This is a genomic window from Streptomyces sp. NPDC013457 (assembly GCF_043089925.1).
Classification (GTDB): Bacteria; Actinomycetota; Actinomycetes; order Streptomycetales; family Streptomycetaceae; genus Streptomyces.
Genome location: NZ_JBICBL010000012.1, coordinates 187,558 through 205,223 on the forward strand (window position 1 = coordinate 187,558; position 17,666 = coordinate 205,223).

16 protein-coding genes are annotated in these 17,666 nt (G+C 71.2%); 12 read left to right on the forward strand and 4 right to left on the reverse strand.

All coding sequences use genetic code 11. The annotated features are described in order from the left end of the window. Nucleotides 1–5 precede the first annotated feature (5 nt). From ACF1G2_RS29510 to ACF1G2_RS29525, 4 genes are all read left to right on the forward strand, one after another. Nucleotides 6–269, forward strand: coding sequence for a UBP-type zinc finger domain-containing protein (locus ACF1G2_RS29510; protein ID WP_391801213.1), 264 nt, complete (start codon nucleotides 6–8; stop codon nucleotides 267–269). Beyond that, entirely contained in the window at nucleotides 269–2,026 is a 1,758-nt protein-coding gene (locus tag ACF1G2_RS29515) for an FAD-dependent oxidoreductase (RefSeq protein WP_391801214.1), read from the forward strand. The genes ACF1G2_RS29510 and ACF1G2_RS29515 overlap by 1 nt, the downstream gene beginning before the upstream one ends. Before the next feature lie 251 nt (nucleotides 2,027–2,277). Then, a complete protein-coding gene (locus ACF1G2_RS29520; protein ID WP_391801215.1) occupies nucleotides 2,278–3,402 on the forward strand; it encodes a hypothetical protein in 1,125 nt (374 codons plus the stop codon). Nucleotides 3,403–3,559: 157 nt separating this feature from the next. Then, nucleotides 3,560–5,734 (forward strand): FUSC family protein, encoded by a 2,175-nt coding sequence (locus tag ACF1G2_RS29525; protein WP_391801216.1) that lies wholly within the window; start codon nucleotides 3,560–3,562, stop codon nucleotides 5,732–5,734. Nucleotides 5,735–6,033: 299 nt separating this feature from the next. On the opposite strand, the gene ACF1G2_RS29530 is transcribed toward ACF1G2_RS29525, so the two are convergent. Both ACF1G2_RS29530 and ACF1G2_RS29535 read right to left on the reverse strand, forming a co-directional pair. Beyond that, nucleotides 6,034–6,315 (reverse strand): three-helix bundle dimerization domain-containing protein, encoded by a 282-nt coding sequence (locus ACF1G2_RS29530; protein WP_391801217.1) that lies wholly within the window; start codon nucleotides 6,313–6,315, stop codon nucleotides 6,034–6,036. Between the two features lie 499 nt (nucleotides 6,316–6,814). Further along, on the reverse strand, nucleotides 6,815–7,828 hold the full coding sequence (locus ACF1G2_RS29535; protein ID WP_391801218.1) for a helix-turn-helix domain-containing protein: 1,014 nt from the start codon (nucleotides 7,826–7,828) through the stop codon (nucleotides 6,815–6,817). 230 nt (nucleotides 7,829–8,058) lie between these two features. On the opposite strand from ACF1G2_RS29535, the gene ACF1G2_RS29540 reads away from it, so the two are divergent. The 8 genes from ACF1G2_RS29540 (at nucleotide 8,059) to ACF1G2_RS29575 (ending at nucleotide 15,845) form a co-directional block, all read left to right on the forward strand. Next, nucleotides 8,059–9,036: an alpha/beta hydrolase gene (locus tag ACF1G2_RS29540; RefSeq protein ID WP_391801219.1), complete on the forward strand. Its 978-nt coding sequence runs from the start codon at nucleotides 8,059–8,061 to the stop codon at nucleotides 9,034–9,036. Then, nucleotides 9,029–9,751, forward strand: coding sequence for a GPR1/FUN34/YaaH family transporter (locus tag ACF1G2_RS29545; protein ID WP_391801220.1), 723 nt, complete (start codon nucleotides 9,029–9,031; stop codon nucleotides 9,749–9,751). The genes ACF1G2_RS29540 and ACF1G2_RS29545 overlap by 8 nt, the downstream gene beginning before the upstream one ends. 84 nt (nucleotides 9,752–9,835) lie before the next feature. Further along, a complete protein-coding gene (locus tag ACF1G2_RS29550) occupies nucleotides 9,836–11,734 on the forward strand; it encodes an amidohydrolase (RefSeq protein WP_391801221.1) in 1,899 nt (632 codons plus the stop codon). Nucleotides 11,735–11,794: 60 nt separating this feature from the next. Next, complete coding sequence (locus tag ACF1G2_RS29555; protein WP_391801222.1) at nucleotides 11,795–12,469, forward strand: hydrolase; 675 nt, start codon at nucleotides 11,795–11,797, stop codon at nucleotides 12,467–12,469. A 19-nt stretch (nucleotides 12,470–12,488) separates the two neighbouring features. Next, a complete protein-coding gene (locus ACF1G2_RS29560; RefSeq protein WP_391801223.1) occupies nucleotides 12,489–13,016 on the forward strand; it encodes a DoxX family protein in 528 nt (175 codons plus the stop codon). Next, nucleotides 13,013–13,852, forward strand: coding sequence for an alpha/beta fold hydrolase (locus ACF1G2_RS29565; RefSeq protein WP_391801224.1), 840 nt, complete (start codon nucleotides 13,013–13,015; stop codon nucleotides 13,850–13,852). Before ACF1G2_RS29560 ends, ACF1G2_RS29565 begins: the two co-directional genes overlap by 4 nt. Nucleotides 13,853–13,882: 30 nt before the next feature. Further along, the gene (locus tag ACF1G2_RS29570) at nucleotides 13,883–14,755 is read left to right on the forward strand and encodes an alpha/beta hydrolase (RefSeq protein WP_391801225.1); all 873 of its coding nucleotides are present in this window, start codon (nucleotides 13,883–13,885) and stop codon (nucleotides 14,753–14,755) included. Nucleotides 14,756–14,936: 181 nt separating this feature from the next. Continuing rightward, nucleotides 14,937–15,845, forward strand: a complete 909-nt coding sequence (locus ACF1G2_RS29575; protein ID WP_391801226.1) for a ribosome-inactivating family protein — start codon at nucleotides 14,937–14,939, stop codon at nucleotides 15,843–15,845. A 148-nt stretch (nucleotides 15,846–15,993) separates the two neighbouring features. On the opposite strand, the gene ACF1G2_RS29580 is transcribed toward ACF1G2_RS29575, so the two are convergent. Continuing rightward, nucleotides 15,994–17,394 (reverse strand): MFS transporter, encoded by a 1,401-nt coding sequence (locus tag ACF1G2_RS29580; protein WP_391801227.1) that lies wholly within the window; start codon nucleotides 17,392–17,394, stop codon nucleotides 15,994–15,996. Then, the gene (locus tag ACF1G2_RS29585) at nucleotides 17,378–17,602 is read right to left on the reverse strand and encodes a hypothetical protein (RefSeq protein ID WP_391801228.1); all 225 of its coding nucleotides are present in this window, start codon (nucleotides 17,600–17,602) and stop codon (nucleotides 17,378–17,380) included. The genes ACF1G2_RS29580 and ACF1G2_RS29585 overlap by 17 nt, the downstream gene beginning before the upstream one ends. Nucleotides 17,603–17,666: the final 64 nt, after the last annotated feature.

Here is a 17,666-nt window from a genome sequence, read left to right on the forward strand (position 1 = left end):
CCCTCATGGCCACGATTCCCGACCCGCACTTGGCGATGGTGCGCCCAGTGACGCCGCGTACGCCGGAGGGCTGCGAGGAGTGCCTCAGGGAGCATTCCCCGTGGGTGCACCTGCGCCTCTGCCTCACCTGCGGACACGTCGGCTGCTGCGACTCATCGCCCCTCAAGCACGCCAGGCGTCACGCGGGGAGCGACGGTCACCCCGTCGTGCAGTCCTTCCAGCCGGGAGAGGACTGGCGCTGGTGCTTCGTTCACGAGGCCCTGGTCTGATGAGCACGGCCGAGCACGACAATGGTGCGGTCCGCGAGACACCCGACCGGTACGGGGCGTTTCCGCGTCTGACACCGGAGCAGCTCCAGGACCTGACCGCGCGCGGTGAACGCCGCAGGGTCGCCGAGGGCGAGGTGCTGTACCGCGAGGGTGAGCCGTTCCGGGAGTTCCTCGCGATCCTCAGCGGCACCGTCGAGATCCTCCACGACCACGGTGGGCCCGAGGAGCGCACGGTGGCTGTGCACGGGCCCGGCAGGTTCCTCGGTGAACTCGGGCTGCTGGAGGGCCAGGCGGCGTTCGACACCGCCGTGGTGCGACAGGCCGGCGAGATCCTGGCCGTGCCGGTGGAGCAGCAACGCGCCTTGGTCGACCGCGATCCCGTCCTCGGCGACCTCATCCTCCGCGCCTACCTGGGCCGCAGGTACCTGCTCATCGGCCTCGGCGCCGGCTTCCGGATCATGGGGTCGTGCTATTCACCGGACACGTTGCGGCTGCGTGAGTTCGCCGCCCGCAACCGGCTGCCCCACCGATGGGTGGATCTGGAGAAGGACAAGGAGGCTGATGCGCTGCTGCGTCGGTTCTCGATCCAACCGGAGGAGACCCCGGTGGTCCTCTGGAAGGGCGAGCGGGTGCTGCGCAATCCGAGCAACGCCGAACTCGCCCGGCTCATCGGGCTGCCCACCCCCGCCCCCTCGTCCGATACCGGACGGTGCGACGTGATGGTGGTCGGTGCGGGCCCCGCGGGACTCGCCGCCTCCGTGTACGGCGCATCCGACGGCCTGACCACGGTCACCGTCGACGCGGTGGCCACCGGAGGCCAGGCCGCTACATCGTCCCGCATCGAGAACTACCTCGGCTTCCCATCCGGCATCTCCGGGGGCGAGCTCATCGAACGCGCGGTGCTCCAAGCCCACAAGTTCGGTGCCCGCCTCATGGTGCCGGCCCAGGTCACGGGGCTCACCCCGCAGGACGACGGGTACGTCGTCACCTTCACAGACGGGTCCAGGGCGCGGGCGGGCGCCGTGGTGCTCGCCTCGGGCGTGTGGTACCGGAGGCTCGAAGTGCCCGGCCTCGACCGCCTGGAAGGCATCAGCGTCTATTACGCGGCGACGGTTCACGAAGCCAGTCTCTGCCAGGCGGATCCGGTGGCCGTGGTCGGCGGTGGGAACTCCGCCGGGCAGGCGGCGCTGTTCCTCGCCAGCCACGCGTCCAGGGTCCACCTCCTCGTCCGGGGCGGTGATCTCAACGCGGACATGTCGCGCTACCTGGTGGACCAGGTGGAGCAGCACCCCAAGATCGAGGTGCTGCTCCACACCGAAGTCCGGGGCGTCTCCGGGGAGGAGAAGCTGGAGTCGTTGATCGTCGAGGACAACGCCGGCGGCGAGCGCCGCGAGCTGCAGGCCGCGGCGCTGTTCGTCTTCATCGGGGCCCGGCCGCACACGGAATGGCTCAGGGGCGTGCTGGCCCTGGACGAGAAGGGCTTCGTCCTCACCGGCGCCGACGCCCAGGCGGTGGCCGACGCGAATCGGTGGGCCTCGCTGGGCCGCCATCCGATGCTGCTGGAGACCACCCTTCCCGGGGTCTTCGCCGCCGGCGACGTCCGTAGCGGCTCGGTGAAACGAGTGACCTCGGCGACCGGTGAGGGTGCCATGGCGATCCGCCTCGTGCACGAGCACCGGGAAAGGAGGGGAAACCTGGTCATCCCCGGCTCCGAGGGACATCCGCCGGTTGCGGGCGGGTCCGTGTCCTCGCGCTGACCCTGCCCTGCCAGGCGCGGGGGAGAGGTACCGGCTGGCGGGCCGGTGACCGCCGGGCCCGACGACTCCGGAGCGCCACCGAGTGCCACCGAGCGATCTCCTCACTCGGTCGGCCCCGCCGTTCGTGGTCGACGAGCAGCCCGTGAAGGTGACCCGCAAGAACAGCGTGTCACCGCGGCTTCGACTCCACCCCGGGGCATCCTGTGAACCCTTGCAATCGCGGAGGGGCAGCGGAGGAGGATGGTCCGGTCGTGCGGGTGTCGTCGCAGGACGTTACGGTCGTGGTCCTCCTGGCGGATCCGGACGCGCCCACGGACATCGCGCAGCGCGTGGCCCGGATACTTCCCGATCGGCTCGCCGAAAAAGCGGGCCAGGGCCGACAGTTCGACGTCAAGGTGGTCAGTGAGCCATTCACCTCGGGGACCGAGGACCCGCCCACCTTGATGCGCCGGATCATGGACCGCGGACGCAAGGAGAACTGGGACATCGTCGTGGCCCTCACAGACCTTCCGCTGCACTCACATGGGCGCAAGGTCGTGGTGGATCTGAGCCACGAACACGGCTTGGCGCTGCTGTCCCTTCCTTCCCTGGGGGGCTTGCGGCTACAGACGAGGACTCGGCGGGCCGTGGAAGAAGCCGTGCTCGGCTTGGCGATTCCGCAGGCCACCGGGGCTGAAGGGGTTTCGCGGAGTCTGCCGCTCCTGGGCCCGTTTGCCGGTCGTCTCGCGCCTGTCCATCGGGGCCAGGTCGGTGACGAGGAGACTGCCGATCTCCGGTACGTCGTCAGCGGGCCGCGCGGCTACCTGCGGGTACTCGTCGGTATGGTCCGCGCCAACCGGCCTTGGCGCTTGGTGTCGGGCCTGTCGAAAGCCCTGGCGGCCGCACTCGCCACGGGGGCCATCGCCACCCTGGACTCCACCACCTGGAGCCTCTCCGGAGCCCTGAGCGCGCCACGCCTCGTGATCGCCATGGTCGGGTCCGTCGGGCTCATGATCGGCTGGCTGATCGTGGACGGGGAACTATGGCATCGATCGCCAGAGAGCTCGCCGGAGGCGAGGCAGAGGGCGCGGCTCTACAACACCTCGACGGTCCTCACCGTCGGTATCGGGGCGCTCGTCTGCTACGTGGGTTTGATGGTCATCAACTTGGTGTGGGCGCTGTTCATCCTCAACGACCGAGTGTTCGCTTCCACGACAGGAAACCCGCTGCACGCCACGGAGTACTTGACGTTGTCCTGGTTCGTCGCTTCGGTCGCCACGGTGGCCGGCGCGCTGGGATCAGGTTTGGAGAGCGACGAGGCGATCCGCGCGGCCGCCTACTCCACGCGCGAAAAGGAACGTCGCCACATGCTCCAAGGCGACCAGCTGGTGACCTGAGTCGGAGATGCGGCGGTGGTTGGTGATCGTCCCGTTCCGAAGATGTCGACGGTCGATCGGCGCCCCCGAGGGCCACGAGGACTCCAGCCTCATGCTCAGCGGACTCGGCGGCGTGGCCGGCGCGACCAGGTAGGGGGGTCGGGCTAGGCTCCTGCCCGTGACGTGGCTGCGGGCCCTCCGGGGAGTCGTGCGATCCGGGCTCACGATCGAGGAGGCGCGACTGGAGCCCCTGCTCGCGCTGCGCACAGCAGTGGGGATGGCGATCATCATCGGGTCGGCGCTGTGGCTGGCCTCCCCGGCGTACGCCGCGTCCGCCGCCCTCGGTGCCTATTCCGCCGGCGCAGCCACTTTCCAGCGCACCTGGCGTCCACGCAAGGTGATCGCGCTCGGCGCGGGCGCCGGTCTGGCGCTCAGCACCTTCGTAGGCTATCTGGCAGCGGGGCGACTCGTGACGTTCCTCCCACTGCTGGCCGTATGGGCCTTCGTCGCGGGGATGGCGTGGGCCGTCGGATCGACCGCCGGGATCGTCGCAGCGACGACGGTCGGCAGCATGCTGGTGACCATCACCCTGCCCACGAGCGCCGGGCGAGCTCTGGAGCACGCCGGGGTCATCGCGCTCGGGGGCGTGGTGCAGGCCGTGCTGATCCTGCTGTTCCCGATCCGCCGATGGGGGGCGCATCGTGACGCGCTCGCCGATGCCCTGGCCGCCGTGGCGGACTACGCCCGTCGGTTGCGGCACGACCCGACCGCCGCGTTCGACCCGGAGCCGTTGATGACGGCCCGGGACGCGGCTGCCGTGACGCCGTCACAGGCGCGCACCCGTCCCACCGTCCTCCACGGCCCCCGGGGACTTGCCGAGCGCATTCTGCCGGCCGTCGCGGCGCTCGCCGACCCGGACGTCGGCGCCCCGGCGGAGGGAGCCGGGCGGGACCGCGCGCGGGAGTTGCTCGGCGCGGCCGCCGACGTGTTGGATGCGGCCGCCCGTTCGATCCGCCGTGGCACTCCGGCAGAGGTACCGCCCGGAAGCACGGACGTCCTGCGCGTCGACGAGGAGCACGAGGTACTGGAGGGTCCCGCGCGGCAGGCCGCCGAGCGGCTCGTGAAACTTCTCGGCGAGGCGCTCGAGATCGCTGGGAGCGGCAGCACGCGTGGGACGACGCCCACGCCGCACGGCACTGCGGGCGCCCAGTTCCTGGTGCGCCCGACGATGCTGCGGCTGGTCCCGGTTGTCGTGCGGGCGGTCCGCCGGGAGCTCCGCCGGGACTCGCCCGTGTTCCGGCACGCCGTCCGCCTGGCGGCGGTAGCCATGCTCGGATATCTCATCGCCACCCGGCTGCCCCTGGGCCACGGCTACTGGGCGCCCATCGCCGCGGTAATGGTGATGCGGCCGGACTTCCACCAGACGTACGCGCGAGCGGTCGCCCGTCTCGCCGGGACCCTGGCGGGGGTCGCGATCGCCACCGGGATGGCGCGGGCCCTGGGCCCGGACGCCCAACTGTTCGGCGTGCTGGCAGTGGTCTCGGCAGGTCTGTCCTACACGCTGATCCGTACCGGCTACGCCTACTCGCAGTGCTTCACTGCCGCGTACGTCGTCTTCCTGCTCGCCATGGGCGGCCAGGCATGGGAGCAGACGGTCCCGGAGCGGGTGGTGCTCACTCTGCTGGGCGGGGCCCTGGCCATGCTGGCGTACGTGGTGTTTCCCGCGTGGGAGACCCCTCGGCTGCCGGGCCGGCTTGCGGACTGGCTCGCCGCCAACGGCCGCTACGCGGCCGCAGTGCTCCGCAGCTACGCCGAACCGACCAAGGAGCATCGCGCCGATATGCGTCGGGCCCAACTGGCGAGCAGGGAAGCACGTGCCGCCTGGCACGAGGCATACGACCAGGCGCAACAGGAACCGGTGCCCCCCAGGGGTCTTACCTCGCGCGAGGCGGAGGAGGCGCAGGAGGCGCTCAAGGGGTTCGACAGGGCGGCGATGCTCATGGAGAGCCTCGTCCCGCGGACCGGCAGCCCGTTCGCCCCCGAGGCGGAGCGGCTCGCCGAGGCCCTGGAAGCGGACACCGCGCAGGCTGCGGTCGACATGCGCGAGCACAGGAATCCTGACTGGGGGCGCGTGGAGGAGGCACTCCACGAGTGGCCGGACGCCGCTGTGGACCGTAGCCCCGTGGTGCGGCGCGGTGCGGAACTGCAGAAGCAGGCCTTGGAGGACCTCGCGACGGCCGTGAGCCGTACACCCCTGGAACGGGACATCGGCTCTGCTCGCGAGCAGCGGCGGGCGCGAGCGGCCTTGGCCGCGGAAGGCGACGAATCAGCACACGCGCACCGGGGTGGGTGACGGCTCCGGCGACGGTGAGTGTCGCGCCTTCTGGGGCGTGAAGTAGTCTCCCGGCCGGGTCGAGCGCCGCCACACATACGCTGCTGTCGCCATGACGAGGCCGGCCCGTCAGGATGAGCAGTTCGATCCTTCGACGTGCCACCGGAAGGACTTCTCCGCCTCGGCCGTCATGATGAGCATCTTGCGGGTGCCGGCGATCAGGCTGACGACGAGGAACGTATCCGCGCCGAGTGTCTCTCGGACAGGCGGACCGACAACGCTTGCCGACCCGCTCGCGGACCGGCTGCGGATGCCGGCGGTCAGGGAACGGAGATGCCTTTGCCGGGACCGTTGCCGGGGGGAAGTCGCCCGTCAGACCGTGCGTCAGGTGCGGTGTTCCCCTGTTCTTCGGAAGGCAGCAAGTCCTTGGCCCGGCGCTCCATGAGGACTGGCAGGTAGGTACGCACGCGTGCATACCTGAGTTCTTCGTACGCTGTCTGCACCGATCCCCTCACCAGGCCGGTGTCCAGGTGAGGGTGCTCCTTCACCAGCCGCTCGGCTACGGCGCGAATGGTCTGGGCATCCTCCTCGGATTCCGGCATCCGACACCTCGGCCTTCGTTCGGGGTACGTCTCTTCAGTTTCGGGTGAGTGCGCTCGGTCGGGAAGTCGATCTTCGGTCGCCATGCGGAGCCGGACCATGTCCATGGCAGGCCGGAACCTGTCGCACTCGCCCCGGCGGTTGGTGGTGATCCCATATCGTGCGTCGCGGCATTCGATGCTCGGCCGCTACCTGCGCGGGATGATCGCGCATACCGCCGATGTGCTGCAGCTTGGGCCGGTTCCGGCGATTTCGGATGCGGGGAGGGACCTATGGGTGAGTTCACGGCGTGGCTGTTGGGGCACGTGACGGACCAGGACGGGGTCGGGGAACTCGCCAGGCCGGCTGCTGCTGATCCGGACTGGCCCGAAGGGCCCGACCGGGGGCTGACCTTCACCGATCACCTGGAGGGCGGCGGTGTCACTCGGGCGATGCCGCAGAGCCTCACGGACGCGTGGGTGCGCTATGCCTCCGAATATCCGTCGTCCGGCCGCGTGGTCATCAGACCGTGGGCGGAATCGTGCCCGGGGGCGCGTCCGGTGGGGTGCGTGACGAGTCCTGGATCCGGTGGCGCCGCCATTCGCGTGGTGTGACGCCGTAGGCGGCACGGAACCGGCGGGTGAAGTGACTGGGGCTGGTGAATCCGCAGCGTGCCGCCACGGCCGACACGGGGAGGCCGGCGTGCCGCGGGGAGGTCAGCAGGCGGCATGCCGCTTCGAGACGCTCGGAGATCACCCACTGCTCAAGTCTGATGCCGGCCCGGCCGAGGACCGCGTAGAGCTGGCGTCTGGAGATGGCGTGTGCGTGCGCTATGCGGTCCGGAGAAAGCTCGGGGTCGGTGAGGTGGCGCCGTGCGTAGGCCATGATCCGGTGGGTCAGGGAGTCGTTCATGACCGCGAGGACACGCCGGTCCTCCGCGTCGTGCGCCGCCGAGGTCAGCAGGGCCCGGACCAGGTCGGTCGTGGCGGTGCCGAGGGCGGCGGCGCCCGGGTCCTTCTCCAGGCCGCCGGGGTCTCGCCTCAGGGCGCGCAGATGTGCCAGGACCAGGCCGTGGACCGGGCTGCTCCGCAGCCGTACGGAGGCCCTCGCGACCGTGTCCACCGGCACCCCGAGGTCCTCCATGTCGATGGTGACGGCCCAGGAGGCAGCCTCGCCGGACCACCCGTACCGGCGAGGAGTGAGCTCGTGGAAGATGCCGATGTCGTCCGGGCCCAGGACGTACCGCTCGCCCGCGTTCTCGGCCCGGTGGACGCCCATGGTCTGGAGCGAGACCGAGACCACGGGACGCTCGCGGTGCCGGTGTACGTGCCGTGCTGTCCGCCGGACCTCGAACCCCGTGCTCCGGACGTCGAAGAGGTCCAGAGAGCCCACCCGCCACGTCTCGAACCGGGCGCGGATCCCTGTTTCAGGTGATTCGTGCACCACATCGTTCGGTACCGACGTGTCGTTCAGCGCGTGGTGGAACGCGTCCACCCGGTCCTTGGGCGCGAAGGCGTCCAGGTCCAGCAGCAGCACGAAATCCCGCCCCTCCCATATCCGTTGTTCGTCCCCCAGGTCATTGTCGGGCAGGCGGCGACCGCCTGCGGCAGGCTCTGCACGCAGAGGCAAGATCCGTGCACCCAGGGGCGACCTGCCCCGTTCGATCGCGTCTAGCTTTCGGAACGGCTGCCGCAGTTCCGGTGCGGAAGCCGTGTCAGGCGGCGTACTCGCCGCGGGCACGCCCGTCCCGAGTGAGAGGCCGGATCATGACCGACCAGTTCCCGTACACCCCCGTCACCCCGGTCCTGGAGCCCGCCGCGGCCGAGTTCGCCCAGGCCACCGCCAAGCCGCCGTTCCTGTTCCAGATCCCGCCGGCCGAGGGCCGCAAGGCCGTCGACGAGGTGCAGTCCGCCCCGGTCGACCTGCCCGCGGTGGACGAGGAGTGGGTGACCGTACCCGGCGGGCCCACCGGCGAGGTCCGGGCCCGCATCGTCCGCCCCGCCGGCGCCGCGGGGCGGCTCCCGGTCGTCGTCTACATTCACGGTGCGGGCTGGGTGTTCGGCAATGCCCACACCCATGACCGCCTCGTGCGCGAACTCGCCGTCGGGGCCGGCGCGGCCGTGGTCTTCCCCGAGTACGACCTGTCCCCCGAACACCGCTACCCGGTGGCCATCGAGCAGAACTGGACGGTCGCCCGCTGGATCGTCACCGACGGCGCCGACCACGGCCTGGACGGCTCCCGGATCGCGGTGGCCGGCGACTCGGTCGGCGGGAACATGACTGCTGCCCTGACCCTGATGGCGAAGGAGCGCGGCGGTCTGCCGCTGGTCCAGCAGGTGCTGTTCTACCCGGTCACCGACGCCTCCTTCGACACCGGCTCGTACCGGCAGTTCGCCGAGGGGTACTTCCTGCGCCGCGACGGCATGCAGTGGTTCTGGGACCAGTACACGACCGACGAGAACGAACGCACCCAGGTCACCGCCTCCCCGCTGCGGGCCACCGCCGGGCAGCTGGCCGGCCTGCCCCCGGCCCTGGTCGTCACCGCCGAGGCCGACGTGCTGCGCGACGAGGGCGAGGCGTACGCCAACAAGCTGCGCGCCGCCGGAGTCCCCGTCACCGCCGTCCGCTACCAGGGCGTCATCCACGACTTCGTGATGCTCAACGCCCTGCGCGGCACCCACGCCGCCCAGGCGGCCATCGACCTCGCCGTCGGCACGCTCCGGCGAGCACTGGCCGATGCCTGAGCCGACGACGGAGACGGCCGACGAGGGTGATCCGCTCGGCGCCGGCCGGCGCTTCGAGCCCGATCTGCGCGGGATGACGCGGATCAACCTGCGGCCGATCGCCTCCCCGATGCCGCTCGGCTTCTACACCGTGGCCATCGCGTCGGTGATCGTCGGCTGCTTCCAGCTGGGCGTCTTCGAGGAAGGCGGACGGCGGGCCGTGGGCCTGGCGATCCTGCCCGCCTTCGTGCTCCAGCTGCTCGTGGCCGCCTTCGCCTTCGGTGCCCGTGACGTGGTGGCGGCAACCCTCATGGCCTGCTTCTCCGGCCTGTGGCTGGCGACCTCGCTGACCCTGGTGACGGATCCGCCGGACGGAATCCGGGTGCTGGGCGTCCTCAACGCCGTCTTCGCCCTGTTCGCTCTGCTGATGGCGTCAGTGGCGGGCCGCAAGCGGGCCCTGTGGCTGGTCCTGTGCACGGCCGTGCCGCGGTTCGCCGTCGCGGCGGTCGCCAACCTCACCGGCGCCGACTGGGCCGGTGTCCTCTCCGGATGGCTCGGGCTGCTGCTCGCGGTTGTCGCCCTGTACACGGCGTTCGCGCTGATGCTCGAGGACATGCGCGGCGAGGAGGTCCTGCCGATCGGCCGCAGCGGCCCGGCCCACCACGCCGTCGAGGGCGACCTGTCCGTACAGCTGCGCGACCTCGAACGCCAGGCCGGTGTCCGGCGCACCCTCTGACCGGCCGACGTCCGGCCGCTCACATCCGGCCCCGTACGCCCGCACTCCGGCCCCCGACGTCGCCACGCATAGAAAGCGAGCACCATGACCAGCATGCCCGTCGGCGGGATCACCCCCGCCCACGGATCACCCGACGGGGGACACGCCGACCTCGTCCTGCGCAACGGAAAGATACACACCCAGGACCCCGCCCGGCCGTCCGCGACGGCGCTCGCCGTCCGCGGCGGCCGGATCACCGCCCTGGGCGACGACGGGGAGATCGCCGGTCTGGTCGGACCGGGCACCCGGGTCGTGGACGCGCTCGGCCGCCGGGTCGTCCCCGGGCTCAACGACTCCCACCTGCACGTCATCCGCGGCGGCCTGAACTACGTACTGGAGCTGCGCTGGGACGGCGTACCGTCGCTGAGGCAGGCCCTGGCCATGCTCCGTGAGCAGGCCGGCCGTACTCCGCGGGGTCAGTGGGTCCGGGTCGTGGGCGGCTGGACCGCGGACCAGTTCGCCGAACGGCGGATGCCGACCCCGGCCGAACTGACAGCTGCCGCACCGGACACACCCGTGTTCGTGCTGCACCTCTACCAGTCCGCGATCCTCAACCGCGCTGCCGTCCGGGCCGCCGGGTTCACCCGGGACACTCCTGACCCCAAGGGCGGTCAGATCGTCCGGGACCGGGCCGGAGAGCCGAACGGCCTGCTGCTGGCCGCGCCCAGCGCCCTCATCCTCTACTCCACGCTGGCGAAGGCACCCGCCCTCGACGAGACCGACAAGCGGACCTCGACCCGGCACTTCCTGCGTGAGCTGAACCGCTTCGGCCTGACCTCGGCCGTCGACGCCGCCGGAGGGTTCCAGAACTTCCCGGAGAACTACGCCACGGTCACCGAACTGGCCCGGGCCGGCGAGCTCAGCGTCCGCATCGGCTACCACCTCTTCCCGCAGACCGCCGGCCAGGAACTGGCCGACCTGCGCCGCTGGACCGAGACCGTCCGCCCCGGCGACGGCGACGAGTGGCTGCGCCTCAACGGCGCGGGGGAGAACCTGACCTGGGCTGCCGCCGACTTCGAGAACTTCTCCGAACCGCGGCCGGAACTCGCGGACGGCTACGAGGGCGAGTTCGAGCAGGCGGTCCGGCTCCTGAGCGAGCACGGCTGGGGATTCAGGCTGCACGCCACCTACGACGACACCATCCGCCGGGACCTGGCCGTCTTCGAGAAGCTCGCCGCCGAAGGGCTGTTCCCGGCGGGCCGGCGCTGGCTGTTCGACCACGCCGAGACCGTCTCGCCGCACAGCCTGGAACGGATCGCCGCCCTCGGCGGCGGCATCTCGGTCCAGAACCGGATGTCCTTCCAGGGCCGCGCCTTCGCCGATAGGTACGGGACGCAGGCCGCCGGCACGGCCCCGCCCGTCGCGGACATGCTGCGCGCCGGTATCCCCCTCGCCGCCGGTACCGACGCCACCCGCGTCTCCTCGTACAACCCCTGGGTGGCAATGCACTGGCTGGTCACCGGCCGCACCGTCGGCAACCTGGCCCTCCGTCCCGCCGAGCAGCTCGTCTCCCGTGAACAGGCCCTGGAGCTGTACACAGCCGGCGGGGCCCGGATCACCGGTGAGGAAGCCGACAAGGGCGTCCTCGCGGAAGGCCGGTTCGCCGACTTCGCGGTCCTCTCCCATGACTACTTCAACGTCCCGGCCGGCGACATCCCGCACATCGAAGCCGTCCTCACCGTGACCGGCGGACGGATCGTGTACGCCGCAGACACCTACGAGGGCCTGGACGAAGCGCTGCCGCTCGTCAGCCCGGCCTGGAGCCCGGTCGCCCACTACGGCGGCTACCAGGGGACGCTCCCTCCGTCGGCCACAGGGGCCCACCAGGCAGACCTGCTGGCCGAGGCCGCCGCCGAATCGGAGCGGCACCGCCAGTGGCGGGTCGTACGCGGGTTCGCTCCCGAGGAGCCGTCGCGGGTCTTCGACCCCTGCTTCGTGCTCTGACCCGAGATCTTCCCTCCACCTTTGCCGACCTTCGTCGATCACCATCGAAAGGAATCCCTCATGACCGACTTCGCACTCGACCTCGCTTCCATCCAGGCCGGCCCGAGCCCGGACCTGATCACCCCCGACAACGCGATGATGCTGTTCGTCGACCACCAGCCGCAGATGTTCTTCGGGGCCGGTAGCAGCGACCGGGTCTCCGTCATCAACGCCACCGTCGGACTGGCGAAGGCCGCCCGGGTCTTCGACGTACCCGTGGTGCTGTCCACCGTCGCGGCCGAGTCCTTCTCCGGCCCGATCCTGCCCCAGCTGCGCGAGGTCTTCCCCAAGCACGAGATAGTCGACCGGACCTCCATGAACGCCTGGGAGGACCCGGCTCTCGTCGACGCAGTCAAGGCCACCGGCCGCAGCAAGATCATCCTGTCCGGGTTGTGGACCGAGGTCTGCCTGGTCCTCCCCGCCCTGTCGGCACTGAACCAGGGATACGAGGTCTACGTCGTCGCCGACGCCTCGGCGGGCGTCACGCCGGCCGCCCACGAGCACGCCATGCAGCGGATGACGGCCGCCGGCGCCGTGCCCGTCACCTGGCTCCAGGTGCTCCTGGAGCTCCAGCGCGACTGGGCCCGCGCCGAGACGTACGCCGCGACCACCGACGTGGTCAAGGAACACGGCGGTGCCTACGGCCTGGGCGTCGTCTACGCCCACGCCATGATCGACCCGCACGCCGCCGGCTGAGCGACGGGAACGAGAACCCATGGACACGGGTCTGCTCATCCTGCGCCTGGTGACCGGCCTGCTTGTCGCCGGACACGGCGTCCAGAAGATCAGCTTCCGTCTCGGTGGCAGCGGGCTGGCCGGCGGGACCGAGGAGTTCCGGCACGACGGATTCCGCGGCGGGGCGCTCACCGCCCTCGCCGCGGGCGCCGGCCAGATCGGCTCCGGCCTCCTGATGGCCGCCGGAGCCCTCACCCCGCTGGCCTCCGCCGGCGCGATCGGCGTGATGACCGTCGCCCTCACCGTGAAATGGCCCAACGGCCTCTGGGTGCAGAAGGACGGCTACGAGTACCCGCTGGTCCTCATCGTCACTGCCGCCGCCCTTGCCCTCACCGGCCCCGGCCGCCACTCCGTCGACCAGGCCCTGGGACTGCTGCCCTGGCCGGCTTGGTGGTCCGTGACCGCCGCGGCCGCAGGGGTGGCCAGCGGACTGGCCACCCGGGCCCTGCTGCACCGCCCCGCCCAGCTCGCCCCCACGATCCCCTCCGAAGGAAACCGTTCCCGATGACCACACGCTCCGCTCTCTCCCGGCGCACCGCCCTGGCCGCCGCGGCCGCAGGTGCCACCGGACTGGCCGTGGGCACGGCCACCCCCTCGGCGTACGCGGAGACCGCGAGCACCTCCGAGCAGAAGGGCTCGCAGCCGACGATCGTCCTCGTGCACGGCGCCTTCGCCGACGCCTCCACCTGGAACCCGGTCACCGAGCGCCTCCAGCGCTGCGGCCACCAGGTGATCGCCGCGTCCAACCCGCTGCGCGGCCTGGCACACGACGCCGCCCAGGTTGCCGCGCGCCTCACCGCCATCCCCGGACCGGTCGTCCTGGCCGGACACTCCTACGGCGGGGCGGTCATCACCCAGGCCGCGGCGACGGCAGCCAACGTCAAAGCCCTGGTCTACATCGCGGCGTTCATGCCCGACGCCGGGGAAGTCCTGGGCGATCTCGCCGGCCGGTTCCCCGGCTCCCAGCTCGAACCGGCCCTGACCCCGGTCCCGGTCCCCAGCCCCGAGGGCAGCCCGGCAGCCGACCTGTACATCCGGCCCGACCGCTTCCACGACGTCTTCGCCCAGGACGTACCGCGCTCCGTCACCCGCGTCCTGGGCGCAGGTCAACGCCCGCTCAACGCGACCGCGTTCACCGACCGCTGCACCGCTGCCGCCTGGCGCACCCTGCCCTCCTGGGCCCTGATCTCCGGCCGGGACCGGGGGATCGTGCCGGAACTCCAGCGCTTCCAGGCCCGGCGGGCGGGTTCGCGTACGACCGAGGTCTCCGCCTCCCACCTGCCGATGTACAGCCGGCCCGATGCCGTCGTCTCGTCGATCCGGGCCGCCGCCCACACCATCTGACACCCCGATCCGCCACGCAGAGGAGCCATCATGAGCACGTCGTCGTCCAGACCGTCCTACGCCCGCGATCTCGCCGCGATCGAACGGGCCAACGCCACCGGCCGCGTCCCGGTGGTGTTCATCCACGGGCTGTGGCTGCTGCCCACCAGTTGGGAGCGGTGGGCTGCCGTCTTCGAGGAGGCCGGCTTCGCGCCCCTCCTGCCTGGCTGGCCGGACGACCCGGAGACGGTCGGCGAGGCCAACGCACATCCCGAGGTGTTCGCCGGCAAGAGCGTCGGACAGGTCGCCGACCACTTCTGCGACCTGATCGGCAAACTGGACCGCACCCCTGTGGTCGTCGGCCACTCCTTCGGCGGCCTCATCACCCAGATCACCGCCGGGCGAGGCCTGTCCCGGGCTTCGGTCGCCATCGACCCGGCCCCCTTCCGCGGCGTACTGCCGCTGCCCCTGTCCTCGCTGCGCGCCGCGAGCGCCGTCCTCGGCAACCCGGCCAACTACCACCGGGCCGTCCCTCTGACCTACGAGCAGTTCCGCTACTCCTTCGCCAACGCCGTCAGCGAGGAGGAGGCCCGCGAGCTGTACGACACTTTCGCCGTGCCGGCCTCCGGCGAGCCCCTGTTCCAAGCTGCCGCCGCCAACATCAACCCCTGGACCGAGGTCAAGGTCGACACCACCGCCGCAGATCGCGGCCCCCTCCTGATCATCTCCGGGGAGAAGGACCACACCGTCCCCTGGGCCATCGCCAACGCCTCCTACAAGAAGCAGGCCCACAACGCGCACGCGATCACCGAGATCACCGAGATCCCCGGCCGCGGCCACGCCCTCACCATCGACCACGGCTGGCGCGAAGTCGCCGACACCGCCCTCACCTTCATCCGGCGGTTCGTCGACCCCGCCGCCTAGGGCGTGTTGCGAGAGTGCGCCGTCCGCCCGAAGGGCGGGCCCTGCGGGGCAGGCGGGACTTTCGTAACACGGCTTAGCACCACCCACGGCACTCCATGGCCATGCCACAGGATGCCGTCCTCGAACGCTCCTCAGCCGGAGTCACCGGCGGGGCAATCAGTGGAACGACAAGGAGCTCCGCGTGCTCAACGCGAATCTGTACCAACGAACTGCCCGGCGTGTTGCGGGCCTCCTCGTGGCGCTCGCCATGTCGGTGGGCGTGCTGGGCGTGGCAGCGCCCGCCGCCCATGCCGATCCGGACCGGCCGCTCACGGTCGTCGACTGGGACATCAGCGGTCTCGAGCACGGCGGCCAGGGGCAGCACGACCGGTACTGGAACATGATCGACCAGGTGCACCGGATCAGCGGTCACGACTTCTACCAGGTGCTGGACGAGACCACGACCACCCTCAACCGGCTGATCCAGATCAGGGTGAGTTACTCCGGGCAGCACGTGGTCTCCCTGTACTACTGGGCCAACACCCTCTATCTCGCAGGGTTCTACCAGCCCGGGCAGCCCAACGGCACGGGCAACCAGCACTACGTGTTCCCCGACGGCTATCCCGACGCGTTCAACCGTGTCCTGGGCGTACGGGCCGATCGCCTCCCCTGGAACGGAAGCTACGCCAACCTGCCCAGCGGCAGTTCCCGCGGGGAGCGGCAGCTCACCCCGCAGAACCTCCAGAACGCGCTGCTGACGCTGCGCAACACACAGCAACTCCTCGGTACGGAAGCCGGCCAGCAGACCGTCGGTTCCTACCTCGTGGACATCATCGGCGCGACCGCCGAGGCGGCCCGTTTCGGGTACATCTTCGACGTGGTACGGCAGAACATCAGGAACCGCACGTCGACCCCGATCGGCCGGTTCGGTGCGGACCTCGAGACCACCTGGACTCACCTCTCCATCTGGGTGTACAGGCAGCTCCGCAACCCCGCCGGGGAGGGTTTCACCGTCGGCGCCCCTGGCTACAGCAGGTACTACCCGACGGTCGCGGCGCTCATCGCGAACCTGGGGTACATCCAGCTCAACGGGCACAAGCGCGACGGCTGACGCCGGGCGCCGGGTGCCGGCGAGCAGAGCGCCGCCTTGGTCAGGCCCTCGCCGTCCGGGATGAGCGCGACGCTCACGCAGCCGCTCCCGCAACTCCCTTTCAAGACCCCGGGTTCCTCAGGATGATCAGCGTGATCGCCGTTCTCTTTCACGTGGCATCTCCTCCGAGCGAGCGGTCGTGACGGGCGTCTTCCGTGCAGGCGGGCCTGGGCACGGCCGGAGGAGCCGTCCGCGGTGCGAGCGGCGACGGCACGGGATCGTCGCCTGTCCCGGGCAGGGCGGGAGGCGGGTCCGGCATCTGCCGCAGCGCGCGCAGCGGGGAGCGGGCGAGGACCACGAGAGGGACGAGCAGCAGGAAGGTCCCGGCGATCAGGGTGGGCCGCACGCCGATCCACGTGCCCAGACCGCCGGCGAGCAGCGCGGCCACGGGGCGGGCGCCGGCCGTCAGCCACGTGCTCACGGCCTGCATCCGCGCCTGCATCCCGGCCTTGGTGATGATCTGACGGATCGATCGCTGGGTGGTGCCCGCGGCACCGGCGCACGCGAGCTGCAGGAACAGCGCCGCTCCGATCGCGATCTGCCAGCGAAGGCCGGGAGAGGCGAGCAGCAGCGGGAGCTGGGTCATGGGGGTGATCGCGAGCGCGGTGAGCATCATCGGCCCCGGGCCCCACCGGCGGGCGAGAGCCGGGGCGGTCAGTGCCCCGGCGGCCGCGCCCAGAGCGCCCAGGCCGAGAACCACCCCGAACGCGGTCGCGCTCATCGCCAGAGTCCGCAGCAGGTACAGCGCCCACAGGGTGTTGAGCAGCCCGAGCGCGAATGAGGTGGTGGCGTTGACCAGGGTCAGGGTCAGAAGCCGGTCATCGCCGTGCACGTACCGCAGGCCCTCGCCGATCTCCTCGCGCAGCCGGAGCGTCTTCGGGCGGGCCCGGACGGGTTCTCGGGCCTGGATGCGGGCGGTGCATCCGGCGCTGATCAGGAAGAAGGCGACGTCGCCGAGCAGGGCCCGGGCGGGGCCGAGCACCGCGGTCAGCGCGGCGCCGAGGTGGCTCCCGGCGGTCGCGGCGATCGCGAACAGCGCTCCCACACGGCTGTTGCTCCGCTGGATCAAGGACCGGTCGACGAGGCTGGGCAGGAGGCTGATGGCCGCCGCGTCGTGCAGCACGCTCGCCGCTCCCTGCACCACGGCGACGAGCATGAGGTGCGTCAGGGTCAGCGTGCCCAGCGCGGCCGCCACCGGCACGGTGGTGAGCACCGCGGCACTGATCAGGTCACCGGTGATCATCTGCCGGCGCTTGGAGCGCCGGTCGGCGAGTGCGCCGGCGTGCAGGGCGAGCAGCGCGGGAGGGAGCTGCCCGAGGAACGTCAGCAGGGCGACCTGGGCGGTTGTGGCGTCCAGGTGGAGCACGGCCAGCACAGGCAGGGCCATCTGGGTGATCGAGCTGCCGGCCACGCTCGCGGCCTGGCCGGTCAGGTACCGGCGGAAGTCGCGGTGCCGCCACAGCGGCGTGCGGGAGTTGGGTGTGGAGGGGGGCTCAGTGCAGGACGTCACGGAGTACCTCCTCGGCTTCCTCCATGCGCTCCCACAGCACCGCCGCGGCCTTGTGCCGGGCGCGTCCGTACGCCTCCAGGGCCGGAGTGACCGAGGCGGGGTCGTTCAGCGGCTCGGACAGGGGATAGACCGAGCAGGCCAGGTAGCCGGCGGCGACGCGCGGCACGGCGAGGAGGTCCTCGGCCGGAAGCTCGGGATCGGCACTCATCTCGGCACCCCCGGCGGGGTCAGCCCCCGGACGGCCTGGGTCCGTGCCCGCCGCCCGGGCCCGT

Bases quoted from the DNA above. Each gene is read 5' to 3' on its own strand.
- ACF1G2_RS29545 (WP_391801220.1), top strand. From the start codon at position 9,029: ATGCCTGAGCCGACGACGGAGACGGCCGACGAGGGTGATCCGCTCGGC.
- ACF1G2_RS29555 (WP_391801222.1), top strand. From the start codon at position 11,795: ATGACCGACTTCGCACTCGACCTCGCTTCCATCCAGGCCGGCCCGAGC.
- ACF1G2_RS29560 (WP_391801223.1), top strand. From the start codon at position 12,489: ATGGACACGGGTCTGCTCATCCTGCGCCTGGTGACCGGCCTGCTTGTC.
- ACF1G2_RS29565 (WP_391801224.1), top strand. From the start codon at position 13,013: ATGACCACACGCTCCGCTCTCTCCCGGCGCACCGCCCTGGCCGCCGCG.
- ACF1G2_RS29510 (WP_391801213.1), top strand. From the start codon at position 6: ATGGCCACGATTCCCGACCCGCACTTGGCGATGGTGCGCCCAGTGACG.
- ACF1G2_RS29540 (WP_391801219.1), top strand. From the start codon at position 8,059: ATGACCGACCAGTTCCCGTACACCCCCGTCACCCCGGTCCTGGAGCCC.
- ACF1G2_RS29585 (WP_391801228.1), bottom strand. From the start codon at position 17,602: ATGAGTGCCGATCCCGAGCTTCCGGCCGAGGACCTCCTCGCCGTGCCG.
- ACF1G2_RS29570 (WP_391801225.1), top strand. From the start codon at position 13,883: ATGAGCACGTCGTCGTCCAGACCGTCCTACGCCCGCGATCTCGCCGCG.
- ACF1G2_RS29530 (WP_391801217.1), bottom strand. From the start codon at position 6,315: ATGCCGGAATCCGAGGAGGATGCCCAGACCATTCGCGCCGTAGCCGAG.
- ACF1G2_RS29515 (WP_391801214.1), top strand. From the start codon at position 269: ATGAGCACGGCCGAGCACGACAATGGTGCGGTCCGCGAGACACCCGAC.
- ACF1G2_RS29550 (WP_391801221.1), top strand. From the start codon at position 9,836: ATGACCAGCATGCCCGTCGGCGGGATCACCCCCGCCCACGGATCACCC.